Source organism: Mucilaginibacter sp. dw_454 (assembly GCF_018449775.1).
Classification (GTDB): domain Bacteria; phylum Bacteroidota; class Bacteroidia; order Sphingobacteriales; family Sphingobacteriaceae; genus Mucilaginibacter.
Genome location: NZ_JAAVVB010000008.1, coordinates 140,655 through 156,079 on the forward strand (window position 1 = coordinate 140,655; position 15,425 = coordinate 156,079).

A 15,425-nucleotide genomic window follows, 5' to 3' on the forward strand; every position below is an offset into this window, starting at 1 on the left:
ATTATTATAGTATATCAATTTTAGTATTAAGGCTTAATTACGGTGGTACCTGTAGCAAAGTTCAAATCGGCTATGGCCTTTTGAAGATTATTTTGCTGTTGGATTATTTTAAGTTTTGTGTCTTTGTAGGTATCAAAAAAATCGACAAACTCAATCAGACCTATTTGCCTGTCTTTGAAGCTCTTCATCATTGCGTTAAAAAGCTTATCATACTGCTCGTTAAATTCTGATTGTTGGGTAGTAAACAACTCCTGGGTTAGCTCGTACTGTTTAACCGCGGCAACTACCTCATTTTTTAAACGGGCATCATTTTGTTTCACGGTGCTTTCCTGGCTTTTCAGCGTATACTCTGCCGATTTGATATTGCCCTGGTTGCGGTTAAAAAAAGGCAGCGGAAGGCCTATTTGCAAACCATAATAGTTTGGCGCGTAGCTACTGTTCTTATCATAAGATACACCTACGGTGATGTCCGGAGCGGCTAATGCTTTTTGGTAAGCCAAATCATGCGTAGCCGAGTTTAGCTGATATTGGTTTTGCAGATAATCGGCGCGGTTAGTTTCAGCTTGGGCGATCAAAACTGGAATATCCAGCTTGATCGCTTGGCTTTGTTGATCGGCTAAAACAGGGGTAATGTATGTGGTTTCTTTTACGCCTAACAGCGTCTTTAATTCGGTTTGCAGATCATTGATCTGTTTGCTGTTTTCAATACGGTCATTCTGCAGGCCAAACAATAAAGCCTTTAGCCTGATCAGGTCCTTCATTGAGGTATTACCTGCGTCGAATGTTTTTTGGATACCATTTACCAGGTTGGTTGCTGTAGCTATCTCCAGCACGTAAATCTTATCCTGCGCAACCAGTGTGGCCAACTGGCCAAAATCTAATTGCAGGTTATAACGCAGGTTGCGCATCAAATCATTAAATGCAGCTTCCTGTATCTGCGCGTTATCTTTAGCTACCTGCACTTGTTTGCCGCGTTTACCTGCGGTGGTAAACACCTGGTTTAGTTGCAAAAACACCTGGCCCTGGCCCAAATTATCATTATGATAAAAGAACTTTTTGCTGCCGCCGTCATAAATGTTCTGATCGGTGCTCAGTACGGGGTTGTCCCAAAGCTTTGCTTGTGCTATTAAAGCCTTTGTCGACTCTATGTTATACTTCTGTGCAAGCAGTTCCAGGTTATTGGCCAAAAACTGCTTTTCGGCATCCTGAAAGTTTATCGCAAGTGTATCAGTTTGGGCCTTTGCCTTAAAAACTGTAGCTGAAATGAATAGGGGTATTATTAAAAAACCGACTTTAAAACGCATAATTATTCTAAAGCACCAAAGGTATTGCTGCCTATCATCGAATAAATTAGAAAGACATTAGAATTGATTTTAATGCATGAATTTTACGGTCATGCAGGTACCCTCGTCTTGTTTAGAGGCTACGGTGAGCGTACCATTAAAAAGTTGGATAATTTTTTGCGTTACATACAACCCAATACCGCTTCCCACAAAGTTGCGGCTATTTTTGGCTCGGTAAAAGGATTTAAAAATCAGGTCGAGATCTTCTGCCGGCACACCGATACCCGAGTCTATAATTTCCATCTGGATGGTAGTTTCATCAGCATAAAAATTACACTTAACGGTTTGCTGGTTAGAGAATTTGAAGGCATTGCCAATTAAGTTATTAATGGCAATATAAAGCAATTGATAATTTGCCGGTATGGTTAACCGGGTCTCGTTTTCCGGCATGTGTTCAATGTTCACCTGCAAGGCACCCGGGCCTATTTTGCCTATCCAGTAGTCTTGCAGCTCCCACAATAATTCATCTATACGCACCGGGCTGGTATCGGCAATGGTATAATCCATGTCAACCTGGGCCAATTCCATCAAACCAGTTATGGTATCTCTTAGTCGTTCAGATTCTTCCAATATCAATTGCAAAACCCGGTGACTTTCTTCGGGCGGCAGTTGTTTGGCCAGCGCATGCTCGGTTTCGCCAATGATGGTGGTTATGGGCGTGCGTAACTCGTGCGAGGCGTTGGTAACGTAAGTGCGCTGCAATTCAAAAGCGTTCTCCAGGTGCTCTAATAATCGATTAAAATTATTGGCCAGCTCGCTTATTTCGTCCTTGCCTTTTCCCTCGTCAACCCGCAGATGCAGGTTGGTCGCTTTGATTAGTTTCATTTGCCGCACCACATTTTTTATGGGCGATAAAGTTCCCTGGGCCAACCATCGGCTTACCAAAAATAAGGTAGCGGCAACTATTAAAAACACAATGAGCATGGCCTCGCGGATGGATTCCAGCTGGTGCATCCCCGTATCATCAATAGCAGAAACCAGGATCACGAAATTGCCCTGGTTGTCTTTAACGTAAATGCCTACTATTTGTGCCGGATCTGTACTATACTCTAAGTAATTGTATTTACGTACCGCTTCAATGGTCTTGAAATCCCAGTATTGTTCATCGTCGCGAATAAAAGCGGCGGTGTTTTTGTCATCATAAAAACGGGTAACCTCGCCATGCAGGTTTCGCATAAAACGTGCGCGGACTTTACTCAGCGAATCAGGGCTGATCTCGTCGGCTTTCAAATATAATTGTGCCGCCACGTTGGCGCGGTCATACAAGTGGCGATAAAAGTCATTATGGACAATGGTATAAACCGATATGTACAGCGCTATCATTACGGCCAGCAAAATGCCCGAGCCTACCAGTGTAAAGTAAAGCGAAAGCCTGTCCTTTATTTTCACGCCTAAGGTTGTTCTGTTTTAAAGATATATCCCTTGCCAATAACTGTATGAATATATTTTTCGGGAAAACCCTTGTCAATTTTATTACGCAGGTAGTTTACATACACGTCAACCACATTGGTACCGGTATCAAAATTTATTCCCCAAACCTTTTCGGCAATGGTTTGGCGCGACAAGATCTTGTCGTTATTGTGCATCAATAATTCTAACAGGGCGCACTCTTTCGTGGTTAGCGTTATTTTTTTTCCTTCACGCTCCACCGTATTATTGGCTACATTTAATACTATATTTCCCTGGCTGATAATAGGCGACGAATCTGAGGTATTGCGACGCAATAAAGCGTCGATACGGGCCTGTAGTTCTTTTAAGTGGAATGGCTTAACCAGGTAATCATCGGCACCCGTGTTCAGGCCCGTTACTTTATCGTCTACACTGTTCAACGCAGTTAGCATTAAAATAGGCACTGTTTTATTTTTTTGGCGGATATGACGACAAACGTCCATACCACCTAAATAAGGCAGCATCAAATCCAGGATGATCAAATCATAAGGTTTACCGGTAAAGCGCTTGATAGCCTCAGCGCCATCGGCAGCAACATCTACCGTGTGATGATTCTCTTCGAGCGTTTTTTTAACCAGGGCCGATACCCGGTCCTCGTCTTCAACTAAAAAAATTTGTGCCATATCGTATTAACAAATATAGTTTGAAAGTATTATACGACATCTTAGATTATTCTAATGTCTGATTATATTCTTTTAGCATTCTTCCTTTTTACGTCCTCGCGAGCGAGGAACGAGCGTGACGATCTCTTAACACTTTGCAACCTATCGTATAGAGATTGCCACGCTACGCTCGCAATGACGTGTCGGTTATGGTTGGATATTATCAACCCTATGAGCATTCGTCAACCAGCATTAATATGGAGTGATAATTTTTACCGACAGCATCAGACAAGGCAATCTCACAGGTTTTTGATGATGAATAATAACCGTCAAAATTATCAGCCGTAACTTCTTTTGCCTCCGGCCAGGTGGCCGAGTGTGTCAATTCAGGATGGAGAAAACCTCTGTCACCAGCCATGCCGCAGCAACCGGCAAATACCGGTACATCAACCTTCTCCGCAAAATGGCGGGCTATTTTGGTGAATTGTGTTTCCAGTCCGGGCATTTTTTGGAGTGAGCATACCGGGTGTAAAACCACATTGGTTTTTTTATGACGGATCCTAAGCTTTGGCATTACATAATCATGAATATAAGTAATGCTGTCGATAATACTTAGCTGATCGAACCTGGCTTTGTTTTCTTCGGTTAAAATGCTGCGGCAATGCGTCAACGTTTGGGTGCACGAGGTAACATCTAAAACTACCGGCAATTTACCGCCCGCGGTAACCTCCCAAAGCTTTGCAATGGTTGCGTTGGTTGTAAAGTGATAGGCGTCTTTAAAACCTTTTGAGGAATAGATCTGTCCGCAGCAGTTTTTCTGGATATCCTGCGGGATGATGACATTGATCCGTGCCTTGGCAGATACATCCATAAAAGTTTGCATCACACCCTTTTGACCAGGTTGCGGTTCGCCCATTACCCGCGAGATACAAGCCGGGAAATAAACCACCGAGCGCGTATAGGTGGAGTTATACAAATTACCCGGTATAGGTTCGGCCGCGGCCAGCTGATTAGACCATAACGGGAAGCTAGGGATAAATTTCCGCAAAGCTTTGGTCAATTTAAACATGGACTGCGCCCCCAATAAACGGTTGACTAAGACCCCTGTTTTAAGTGCCCAACACACCAGTTTATAAATCAACACAAAGCGACGGGCAGTAAACAGTGCGACATCGATTTCAAAGTTAGAATGGTTTTCGCGACGCAAGCGTTTTACCAGGTCACCCGTATTAATATCAACAGGGCAGGCTGTGGCACAAAGGCCGTCTACGGCACAGGTATCCAATCCCTGGTACTGGTATTGATCTAGCAGTTCTTTATACTGCGGATGATAACCTTTATTTTTTAGCCTCAACAATTCACGGCGCACTACAATACGTTTACGCGGTGTTAGTGTGATGTCACGGCTAGGACATTTGTGCTCGCAAAAACCACATTCTATACAACGGTCTACTTCTTCTTCAACCTGCGGCAGTTCTTTCAGGTTTTTGATATGGGCCTGTTTGTCAGCATTAATAATAACGCCGGGATTAACCAGGTTATTCGGGTCGATGGTTTCTTTAACCGTTTTCATGATGCGATAAATCTCACCGCCCTATTCGGTTTCTACAAAAGGTGCCATGTTTCGGCCGGTACCGTGCTCGGCTTTTAAAGCGCCATTATATTTTTTTACTACCAGGTCAACCACATCCTGCAAGAATAATTGGTAGCGTTCTATCTCGGCAGGGGTGTCAAAGGCCTGCGTAACTACAAAGTGAATGTTTCCATCCTTGGCGTGGCCAAAAATGATGGCGCGGGTATAACCATGTTCCTTAAATAATATTTGCAGATCGGTTATCGCGTCGCCCAAACTATCAACCGGAAAAGCAACATCCTCTAAGATCACCGAAGTACCACTGGCACGTACCGCCCCAACTGCCGGAAACATCCCTTTACGTACTTTCCAGAATGAAGCTTGCTCTGATGCAACCGAGGTAAACTCGGCTTCTTGCAATAAAGAAAGCTCGTTTGTGATGGCCAGGAAAGCGTCCATTTGCGTCTTCAGTTCATCTTGCGTATTACCCTGAAATTCTACCAACAGCGCTGCAGCATTTTCAGGCAGGGTTTTGATGACTGCAGGCATGCTTTCCATATTTTCTATGGATTGCATCGATGCCCTATCCATCAACTCGACCGCAGCCGCGCCGGCATTGGTCAAAGGCCTGATAGCCTGGCAAGCCGAATAGATATCGGTAAAATAAAGCATGCCGGTCAACTTCTCCGGGTAATCCGGGACGGTTTCCAATACTGCTTCTGCTATGAAGCCTAATGTTCCTTCGGCACCTATTAAAAGGTGCGCTAAAACATCCATTGGCTCTTTAAAATCAATAAAAGCATTTACCGAATAGCCTACGGTATTTTTAGTTTGATATTTTTGGCGGATCTTGTCATAAACGGCTTGATCATTCAGAATAGAATCGCGCAGCGTTTTTAGTTGATCATAAATTGGTGCCGATTCTTTTTCAAATCGCTCGTAATCGGCAGGTAGCTCGGTATTGTAGCGCTTGCCATTTGGCAAAATAAAGGTGATATATTTTACGGTATGATAAGAGTTTTTGGTGACGCCGCAGCACATGCCGCTGGCATTGTTGGAGATAATGCCACCCATCATAGCGGCATTTATACTGGCCGGATCGGGACCAATTTTGCGCTGATATTTTTTTAGATAAGTATTAACATTCGCGCCTATTGCTCCCGGTTTTACCCGCACCTGTTCGCCGCTATTTTCTATCGTGATTTTGTTCCAATGCTGGCTCAGGTCAACCAAAATACCATCGGTGATTGACTGGCCGGATAAGCTGGTGCCGGCAGTACGAAAAACAATAGGAATATGATGTTGCTTAGAAAAAGCCAACAGACTAATCACCTCGGCCTCAGACACCGGCAACACTACGGCTTGTGGCCGCAAATAATAAAAACCTGCGTCTGATGCCGAAGCTACCAGGTCAATCAGGCCTGTCTTTATCCTGTCGGCGGGCAATATGGCCCCCAATAAATCGCCGATCTTTTGATCCACTATAAGAGTTATTTTTTAGGTCAGATAGCTTCGCGGTAACCGAAAAGCTGTGCTAATTTAAGACATTCTGTCGAAGGTAGTATACCGTCTGAAGAAGTTGGTTCAAATAAACTTGATGCAGCAGCACAAACACCCAGATTCAAGCATTCAGTAATTTCCCGATCATTATGCACACCAGTTAAAACTCCCGCCGCAAATGCATCTCCCGCGCCGGATGCCCCCGCAATCTTTTCAGCCGGCATATTAATGCTGGGTTGATAATGGGTTTGCCCACCCCTGCTTACAGCAATAACACCTGTAGGAAAATGCAGGATCACCCATTGCTTAACGCCCATGTCGATAATCCGATGCGCAGCTTCATAGCATCGCTTCAGGATAATGTTGCCGTCAATCATCGTCGATATTCCAGTGATCATCCCGGCCTCATACTCGTTTACAAACAGATAATCTATATAAGGTAGCGATGGCGGGATCACATCTTTAAAACGGTCCGACCGCTCACTAACAATGTCTACCGAAGTAATCAGTCCGCCGGCTTTGGCGTTTTTTAAAACTTTGGTGGCGCGGGTAGTCCCGTCAGCCTCGATGATATCGAGTTTATCTAACAACAGCAAATAGCCCAAATGGAAAATCTTATCCTGCGAACCAGAAAAATCAAAATCATGAATATCCAATAAAGCATTAGCACCACGCTGATGAAAAAAAGTGCGTTTGCCGGTGCTTTTTACACTCATAACATCGGTATAGGAGGTATGCGCTGCTTTAGTTTGACGGATTTGGTTGGTGTTAATACCCAAACTCTGACAATGGCTGATGATCCGATCTCCCTTTTCATCATCGCCTACCAAACCTACCCCGCTGAGCGGGAAATCGGCCTGGAGTTTTACCAGCCCCATAATAACATTATAAGCCGAGCCGCCATTACAAGCGCTTTCGGTAAATATGTTTACCAGCTTTTCTTCCTCCGGAAAAACATCGATCAGTTTTACCTGATCCATGATCCAGTTGCCGCCAACCAAAATACCGTTTCTCATAGGCTATTTATCGCTTAACAGTTTTACTATCGGGGTTTCGTCCTCGTCAATTTCTGCGTAACGGCCAATGTTGGGGTCAGAGAAAAAGTTATCGTTCACGTCATCATTCGCGGTAGATACCTCGCCGATGATACATTCGTCAGAAGCCGGGAAAAATTCATGCCAGATGCCAGGCTCAATCGTCACACGTTCGCCAGATTTCAAATGCAATTCATCGCCAGATCTAAATGCTTTGAACGCGCCATTAACTTTCATTTGGAAAGCTCCCTGGCCTGCTAATCCATTTGACGGGTCCTGCGCCCAAAGGCGTATTACCAGTTCGCCGGTACGGCAAATAATATCTTCTTTCTTTTTTTTATGGGTGTGCGATGGTGTGGTTTGCCCCTTGGCGGCATACATCAGTTTTTCGCAATATTCTACCTCTTCGGCCAGGTTAATCAAGATCAAACCAAACTTTTTAAAATCGCCTAAGCCAAAATCGGTTACGTCCCAGCGGGGCTGCGGCGGCAATGTCCAGCCGTTTTCTTTAAAAAACTTGCCCGAGCTTACAATTGCCTGGTTAATCTCTGATCTTTTCATGCCGGTTGGGTTTGGTTGTAATCTATTTTTTCGACGGTTTGATTAGCGAATGATTTCAGCGCCGCGTCAAAAACATAATGACTAGCCACCGCTTCGTCTGGCGTAACGCAACCAAAACGACCGTTCAGGAAACCTTCGCGCTCGGCTACATAGCCGGCCAACATTTGCATAAAGCAATCGGCAAAGCCCGGCTCAAAAATACCACCTGTAATAACCGGGAACGGCACACCTTTAAAACCAAGGTCGGTACGTTGCCAGTACTGGTCGCCATCTATACGGAAGGTCCATAATGCTTTGGTGTCCTTAGTGCTGTATTTTACGCCCCCTTTAGTACCAAAGATCTCAATGTACCAGGTATTGGTTTCGCCCGGCGCGATACGTTTCATCTCCAGTAGCATCGGCACCTGTTTGCCGTCGATGGTTACTTGTGTATTTAACATAGCATTGTTCCAGGTGTCGCAAACAGCCATGCCACCTTTACCATCCGGGCGCTCGGTTACTATTTTTTGCAGGCTGGCATAAACCGACTCAGGTTTCCAACCTAATCGCAACGGAACATGAAGCACATGCATCCCCAGATCGCCCATTACACCTATTTCGCCACAATATTTAACCTGGCGTTTCCAGTTGATGGGTTTATTAGGGTCGATATCGCTTGAGTGCAGAAAACCCGCTTTAACCTCAATAATTTCACCTATTCGTCCAGATCTCACTTCCTCAATTACACGCTGCGGACCCGGCAGGAAAGGCATTTCAGAACTGCAACGCACAAAGCGACCCAGCTCTTCGCCCTTATCGCGGATAGCCAAAGCAGCGTCTAAATCAATGCCAAAAGGTTTTTCGGCCAGCAAATCTTTGCCGGCTTCCAATACCTCGATATAAAAATCTTTATGCAAATTATGTGGCAGCGCCACATAGACAACATCAATATCGTCGCGCTGCAAAAGTTCTTTATAGTCAGCGGTGAGTAATTCAACCGAGGGGATATTTTTGTACCATTCCAATACTTGCGGATTCAAATCGCAAACGGCTTTCAACGCCACTTGCGCAGGAAAATCGTTCAATGCAAACCAACGTCCAAATGAGCTCGCGGCTTCGCGGCCCATCAATCCACCACCTATAATACCTATGTTAATTGTTTTCATTTTGAATGTAAGTTTTAATCTAATATAAATTTGTCATTGCGAGCGAGGTACGAGCGTGGCAATCGCAAGGATGCACAGTTCGCGATTGCCACGCTACGCTCGCAATGACAACTTTTTTATCCCCCTATTTTAACAAATGCATTACATCAGCCGGTTTGGCGCCGTCATGTACCAGTGCCATCAGGGCTTTGGTCATCCCAGCCGGGTTAGCGTGTTGGATAACATTACGCCCGTAAACTATACCCTTAACACCTTGCTGCATCAGCCCGTAAGTTCTTTGCATGATTTCTTCGTCGCTGGCTTTGCCGCCGCCACGCACCAATACCGGGATGTTACCGGCTATTTCTACGATGCGGTGATATTGGGTAACGTCATCGGTTGGGTCGGCTTTAATGATATCGGCACCCAGTTCTACCCCTTGTCTAACCAGTGGGATGATCTTTGATGGGTCGCCATCAACCATGTAACCCCCGGCCTGGGTATTAGGGCGAAACACCAATGGCTCAATCATCAATGGCATTGCATATTGCTCGCAAACCGGTTTTATTTTCAGGATGTTTTGAATGCATTGATCGGCAACTTCAGGCTCGCCTGGAATACTGAACAAGTTTACCACCACACAGGTGGCGTCTAAACGCAAAGCTTGCTCAACCGGGTTTTCTATCATGCGGCTAAACAATGCTCTTGGCAAGTCTTTGCCGTATACGTTAGCTACGTCGGTACGTAAAACCAAAGACGGTTTATAGCGGCCAGGGATTGACTGTAGATATTGAGCCTGGCCGATAGTTAATTGTATAGCATCAGGTGCAGCATCAACCAAAACGTCGACGGCTTTTTTGATATTTTCTATTCCGTTTAAAAAGGGATATTCATTAAAAAATCCGTGGTCTATCGCCACGTCAAAGCAATTGCCCGAGCGGCCATTAAATAATCTGTTTAATCTGTAGGTCTTCATGTTAAATATATATATACGTTTTTATAGGTATTAGCTGCAAAATATGCCGATTGGTTATTGTAATTTAGGTTTAAACACCTAATATAAAAGCAAAATGCGGTTAATTTTAATATCTTGACACTAAACTTTAATGGTAACGGCATTAACAACCAGCCGCTTAACAGCTAATAGAAAACCCGTACAACTATAGGGAGTGCGATAATTAAAAACGTCAGCGACTTCTCCCTCGTTTAAGTTTATTGAAAAAAATAGCTTTTTGCTATATAAATAGGGTTACCGGGACCAAACATAAAAAGTTTTACTTGTATATACAAGTAAAATGCGAGGTTTTTAAAACGCGGTTTACGTTGCGCTAAGTCACATTTTATTACATTTGTAATTGATTCGCCTAAATCTATGAGTAAAAAAGAAATAATTCACCTATATAAAAAGATCATTGAAGACCTTAAATCTTTAATAGAAAAAGGCGATTATAAAAAAGGCGATCTGCTACCGTCGGAGAATGAGCTTTGCAAGAAGTACGAAACCACGCGCGTTACTATAAGGCAAGCGCTTTCGGCTTTGGCAAATATGGGGTACATTACCCGCAAGCATGGTAAGGGCAGTATTGTATCCGAACCTAAAAGCGGCTTAGGTATTCTCTCATTAAGCGGAGTTACCGCCAACATTGGCGACCGCAAATTAACTACAACCATACTGCAAAAACCCATCAAAAAGGCCTGGCCCGACGATTTCTTTTTTGATTTGGGGGAGGATGAACTGGCGGCAGGCTGTATCTTCTTTTCGCGCCTGCGATATATTAATAATACGCCGGTGTTGTACGAGGAAACACATATCAGCAATGTTGATCTGCCTCATTTTTCGTCAAGAACGTTGGAGAATAAATCGTTATTTAAGATCCTGAAAGAGCATTACAAGATCGAGGTGAAGGAAGGCGAGCAAAAGATCTGGGCCATTCATGCCGATAAAAACATCAGCCATTTATTGAATATAAAGACAAGCCACCCCATAGTGCACATGAAGCGCCGCCTGCAAACCAACAATAAGGGCGTGCGCATTTACTCGTCTTTATATTGTAATACCGAAGAAAATTTCCTGCAGGACAGCTTTTAATCCAGCTGATCTATACGTACCCAATCCATACCGGCAGCAATAGCCGATTGTACGCCTGGGTCGCCGTCTTCAAATACCAAACAATCTTTTGGTTCGATGCCTAATTTAATAGCCGCAGCCAAAAACGGATCAGGATAAGGTTTGCCATGAGGCGTTTCGCCGGCGCAAACTAAAGTTTCCACTAAATCGGCAATACCTAAAACGTTTAGTGTTTTTTCTACCGCTTCGCGCGATCCGCCCGAAACAACGGCAATCCTTACTTTACCGAAATGAGCTTTCAAGTGGTCAACCACATGTTCGACAGGTGTTATCTTGGCGATGTATTCGTCGTGGTAAAGTTGTTGGCGAACCTCCGCAAACTCTTCAGGGTCCATATTTGAACCATAGCGTTTGTTGATCTCTTTAACCACCGCAGGCACCGGCCAGCCGGCCAGCTCATCAATAATTTCGCCGTCGATAGTTACGCCCTGATCGGCAGCAACTTTAATATAGGTTAGCGCGTGGGCCTTCATGTTGTCGGCCAGGGTGCCGTCGCAATCGTAAAGAAAAGCTTTGTAGCCTTTGTCGCTGCGCTGTAGCAGTTTTTCGTATTTAGATGGTGATGTTATTTCCATAAGCCGCAAAGCTAGGAAAATGGGTCTAAGAAAACGTCATAACAAAGTAGAGACGCAATATTTTGCGTCTCTGGATGTTGTTTTTAAACAGGCTATCGTCTTGTGGAACCCGAAGAATAAGTAAAAGACAGAAAAGCATTAACGGCCTTTTCACTCAAACTACCGGGTTCCTCAGGATGATCTCCAGGGTGGTCAAAAGACGCAAAATATTGCGTCTCTACATTCAGTCCTCGGAATATGCTTCCGCCATTTTTAAATGCAGGTTTGCGCCAAAGTGTTCGGCATCTATAGCCAGTACCTCATTGAAAGCTTTCGTTGCTTTGTCGTATTGTTCCAGGCCCAGATAACCCAAACCTTGTATGTACAAACAATGCGCTCTGTTACGCAGATTCAGGTCATCATCAAAAATCAGCAAATTAGGTAGCGACACCGCGAAGTAATCGATCTTCACTTCTTCGTTCAAATGCTTTTGGCCAAACTCTACCAGTTTGTTAAAAATCTTTTTTGCCCTTGCCTCATCGCCCAGTTTATTCCAGGCCAGGCCCTGGTAAAAGATCTTGTCGGGCTGCTGGTCGTTATAAAAAATAGCTGCCGACGGCTCGTCCAAACCTTCTGTCGCTTTGCGGAAATACCATTGCGATTGCTCTTTAGCATTCAGCCCTTCGTTAGCGCATCCCAGCCAATAAAACACGTCATTCTCAGCCGCGCCAAACAATTTACCCTCGCCCAAATTATGCGGATAAGTTTGTGCTTTTTCTAACAGGTCAATGGCAGCGGTAAACTCCCGACTATTAATCTTCTCGCAGGCTATCGCCACCAAACTATAAACATATTGGCCCGAGGCTTTGCCTTCGCCGCCCTCCCATGGATGAAACTGGCGCGCGCTGATCTGTTGCAGCGCTTTTTCATGATGACCTAAAAAGTTATGGATAGCCGCACGTTCCAAATAAATGTCGTCGCGCTCGGTAGTCGTTCTCAGATTATCCTCCAATAATTTAAGTCGATTGGCTGGGGCATAGTTCAAGCGTTTATACAGTTGATCCAACTCCATTAATATCCTTGCGTCGGTTTTATCCAGCGTAAAAGCTTTTTCGAAATAGGTGACCGCTTTATCATGTTCGCCGCGTTTATTGAAGTAGGCTATGGCCAGGTTTCTTAAAACGGTTGGAAAGCTGTCATCCAATTGAGCAGAGCTTTCCCAGGCAGCAATGGCATCGTCGTACTGGCGTTTATCATACCATAAATTACCCAGGTAATACGGCGCTTTAGCATCTGTTGGATTTAATTGAGAAGCCAATTGTAGTGCAGCAATATCTTCTAAGCGATCAGGAAAACATAGGTACGGATCGGCTATTTCGGCTTTCTTTAGCAACTCGATAGCCTTAGATTCATTTCCTGATTGATGCTGAAAATAAGCCAGGTAATAATACACCATTGGATTAGTTGCATCGCTGGAAACAGCGTGTTGTAATAGCTCAGATGCTTCTTCATATAGCCCGGCATTAGCGTAATCTAAAGCATATTCTATAAAGTTCTGATCCCAGCCGCGAGATAGTTTGTTAAGTTTATCTAAATGAGTTTTGTTATGATCAGCCAGGTACAATTCAAACAGGGCACCCAGGTTAAAGGCATCACGTTTTAAAGCTTGTTGCGCTGTCGCGATAGCTTCATCAACCCTTCCTAATTTACGATATGCGGCAGATTGCAACACATATGCCTTGCTGTTATTGGCATTACGATCAATAGCCGACTGGATATGATCCAGCGCCAGCTCATAATTGCTATTCATCAGGTCCAATTGCGCAACCATAAAGAACCCGCTGTCTTTCCAGGCGTTACTCCACGTCGCTTTGTAAAAGGCATCGTAGGCCTCTTTGTTCTTGCCCTGAAATTTCAGCGCTAAGCCTAAATTGTAATATGGTTCGCTATCGTAAGGGTTTGGATTTCTTTGGATGCTCGTCTCTACCGCCTTGCGAAAATACGGCTCGCTCTGCGCAAACTGCCCGCGACGCAGATACCAGGCACCTAGGGCGTTATTATTACGAATATCTTTCGGATCGCGACGCAACGCTTCTTCATAATAAGACACCGGGCTATAAGTAGCATGGCGATATTGCTCCAGATGCTGTCCCGTCAAAAACAACTGCTCGGTGTTCTCTACCTCCTCAGGCAATAAAGCAGGCTTGGCCGGCTCCGGTATGTTATTCAGTTTGTTAGTTGATGGATCGTAGCTTAACAATTCTTTGCCTTGCGATGGTGTTATGGTCACTAGCAATCGGTTCTCATCGATATTAGCTGCGCTGATGTTTTTTTCATATACCAGCTCCGGGCTGATGTCGGCAATATCCTCCAATAATGTTTTACCCTCGTAGCTTAGTTTGATCTTCAGTTGCTTTTGTTCACCAGTCGTGTATACTTTCAGGTTGATGCTTTTATCTGCATAATCCAAAGCCAACAGCACATCCTTACTTGCATTTTTGATGACACCCAAGTGGCTGTAAGGCATGAAGTATTGCGTGAAATGCTTTTCTTCGTTCGGCATTAACCAGCTAAAATCGGGTTGGTTGTCGGTAAACATACCGGTCATTAGTTCAATGTATGGGCCGTCCTCGTCGGTTAAGTTACGGTCCCAGGCCTGGCCGAAATCGCTATGACCCCAGGTCCACTGCTTTTTGCCGGGCGATACCTGGTGATTGGCCACATGCAGTAAACCGCCTTGCGTATCATGCTCATATCCGCCCACAAAATCATAAGCCGAATTGATGGCCATGTACGACGTTGGCACCGGGATATTCTTATATCTCGAGATATCCGTACCCGGCGAATAATCAACTTTATAATACGTGCCGGTAGCAATCGGAAAGGTCGACACATCGCGCTTGCCGTGATCAAACACTGCATTCACATCAGGCGGAAAAACCGACTGGTAATCGTCATTAACCTTAACCGCCGGATTGGCCCACCATAAAAAAGTTTGCGGCAGATAGGAGCGGTTAAGCAGTTTTGCTTTGATCTCGATGTATGCCTTATCGGGATATAAGGTAAAACCCGTCATGCCCTTGGTGTGGAACATGCGTTCTATCTCATTCGTCCAGATAGTTTTGCTGCCATCGGCATTACTTTCTATTCTATAATCGATAGGCTCAAAAGTGCTCGGGCGATGATGCTGCGGCCAGTTGAACTCGATACCACCCGAGATCCATGGACCGGTCAGACCCACTAACGCAGGTTTGATCACCTGGTTATAATACACAAAATGGCGCTCACGAATTTTATCATAAGCCATCTGGATGCGCCCGCCCAGTTCAGGCAAAATCATGATCTTAATGTACTTGTTCTCCAGGAAAAGGCCGATGTATTCTTTATCTTCTTTCTCGTCGTAGATTTTCTCGATCACCGGGTTTGGATACACCTTACCGCTGCTGCCCTGGTATACACGCTTTTCAAAAAACATCGGATTCTTGTCGGGTTTGCCGATGCCATAGGTTGGGATGGTAACTTTCTCTTCCCAGATATTTACAAATAGGTCACTCATA

The 15,425-nt window shown here is 44.6% G+C and carries 12 protein-coding genes; 1 reads left to right on the forward strand and 11 read right to left on the reverse strand.

Annotation, left to right across the window (positions count from 1 at the left end):
• Positions 1-26: 26 nt before the first annotated feature.
• The 9 genes from HB679_RS19740 to HB679_RS19775 form a co-directional block, all read right to left on the reverse strand.
• Complete coding sequence (locus HB679_RS19740; RefSeq protein ID WP_214073755.1) at positions 27-1,304, reverse strand: TolC family protein; 1,278 nt, start codon at positions 1,302-1,304, stop codon at positions 27-29.
• A gap of 69 nt (positions 1,305-1,373) precedes the next feature.
• A complete protein-coding gene (locus HB679_RS19745) occupies positions 1,374-2,732 on the reverse strand; it encodes an ATP-binding protein (protein ID WP_214073756.1) in 1,359 nt (452 codons plus the stop codon).
• Positions 2,733-2,734: 2 nt separating this feature from the next.
• A complete protein-coding gene (locus tag HB679_RS19750; RefSeq protein ID WP_214073757.1) occupies positions 2,735-3,415 on the reverse strand; it encodes a response regulator transcription factor in 681 nt (226 codons plus the stop codon).
• Between the two features lie 208 nt (positions 3,416-3,623).
• A complete protein-coding gene (locus HB679_RS20680; protein ID WP_255547670.1) occupies positions 3,624-4,967 on the reverse strand; it encodes a (Fe-S)-binding protein in 1,344 nt (447 codons plus the stop codon).
• A 21-nt stretch (positions 4,968-4,988) separates the two neighbouring features.
• Entirely contained in the window at positions 4,989-6,449 is a 1,461-nt protein-coding gene (locus HB679_RS20685; RefSeq protein WP_346345163.1) for an FAD-binding oxidoreductase, read from the reverse strand.
• A gap of 20 nt (positions 6,450-6,469) precedes the next feature.
• Positions 6,470-7,483: a carbohydrate kinase family protein gene (locus HB679_RS19760; protein ID WP_214073758.1), complete on the reverse strand. Its 1,014-nt coding sequence runs from the start codon at positions 7,481-7,483 to the stop codon at positions 6,470-6,472.
• 3 nt (positions 7,484-7,486) lie between these two features.
• A complete protein-coding gene (locus HB679_RS19765; protein ID WP_214073759.1) occupies positions 7,487-8,062 on the reverse strand; it encodes a D-lyxose/D-mannose family sugar isomerase in 576 nt (191 codons plus the stop codon).
• Positions 8,059-9,207: a Gfo/Idh/MocA family oxidoreductase gene (locus HB679_RS19770; protein WP_214073760.1), complete on the reverse strand. Its 1,149-nt coding sequence runs from the start codon at positions 9,205-9,207 to the stop codon at positions 8,059-8,061. Before HB679_RS19770 ends, HB679_RS19765 begins: the two co-directional genes overlap by 4 nt.
• A 124-nt stretch (positions 9,208-9,331) precedes the next feature.
• Entirely contained in the window at positions 9,332-10,162 is an 831-nt protein-coding gene (locus HB679_RS19775; protein ID WP_214073761.1) for a hypothetical protein, read from the reverse strand.
• Between the two features lie 396 nt (positions 10,163-10,558).
• Here HB679_RS19775 and HB679_RS19780 point away from each other — a divergent pair, with 396 nt between their 5' ends.
• Positions 10,559-11,275, forward strand: coding sequence for a GntR family transcriptional regulator (locus tag HB679_RS19780; protein WP_214073762.1), 717 nt, complete (start codon positions 10,559-10,561; stop codon positions 11,273-11,275).
• Here the strand turns inward: HB679_RS19780 and HB679_RS19785 are convergent.
• Both HB679_RS19785 and HB679_RS19790 read right to left on the reverse strand, forming a co-directional pair.
• Entirely contained in the window at positions 11,272-11,889 is a 618-nt protein-coding gene (locus HB679_RS19785; RefSeq protein WP_214073763.1) for an HAD-IA family hydrolase, read from the reverse strand. The two genes, HB679_RS19780 and HB679_RS19785, sit on opposite strands and share 4 nt — an antisense overlap.
• A 223-nt stretch (positions 11,890-12,112) precedes the next feature.
• Positions 12,113-15,424: a DUF5107 domain-containing protein gene (locus HB679_RS19790; RefSeq protein ID WP_214073764.1), complete on the reverse strand. Its 3,312-nt coding sequence runs from the start codon at positions 15,422-15,424 to the stop codon at positions 12,113-12,115.
• Position 15,425 lies beyond the last annotated feature (1 nt).

Excerpts from the sequence above, each read along its gene's own strand:
- HB679_RS19740 (WP_214073755.1), bottom strand. The coding sequence starts at position 1,304 with ATGCGTTTTAAAGTCGGTTTTTTAATAATACCCCTATTCATTTCAGCT.
- HB679_RS19750 (WP_214073757.1), bottom strand. The coding sequence starts at position 3,415 with ATGGCACAAATTTTTTTAGTTGAAGACGAGGACCGGGTATCGGCCCTG.
- HB679_RS20680 (WP_255547670.1), bottom strand. The coding sequence starts at position 4,967 with ATGAAAACGGTTAAAGAAACCATCGACCCGAATAACCTGGTTAATCCC.
- HB679_RS19760 (WP_214073758.1), bottom strand. The coding sequence starts at position 7,483 with ATGAGAAACGGTATTTTGGTTGGCGGCAACTGGATCATGGATCAGGTA.
- HB679_RS19765 (WP_214073759.1), bottom strand. The coding sequence starts at position 8,062 with ATGAAAAGATCAGAGATTAACCAGGCAATTGTAAGCTCGGGCAAGTTT.
- HB679_RS19770 (WP_214073760.1), bottom strand. The coding sequence starts at position 9,207 with ATGAAAACAATTAACATAGGTATTATAGGTGGTGGATTGATGGGCCGC.
- HB679_RS19775 (WP_214073761.1), bottom strand. The coding sequence starts at position 10,162 with ATGAAGACCTACAGATTAAACAGATTATTTAATGGCCGCTCGGGCAAT.
- HB679_RS19780 (WP_214073762.1), top strand. The coding sequence starts at position 10,559 with ATGAGTAAAAAAGAAATAATTCACCTATATAAAAAGATCATTGAAGAC.
- HB679_RS19785 (WP_214073763.1), bottom strand. The coding sequence starts at position 11,889 with ATGGAAATAACATCACCATCTAAATACGAAAAACTGCTACAGCGCAGC.
- HB679_RS19790 (WP_214073764.1), bottom strand. The coding sequence starts at position 15,424 with ATGAGTGACCTATTTGTAAATATCTGGGAAGAGAAAGTTACCATCCCA.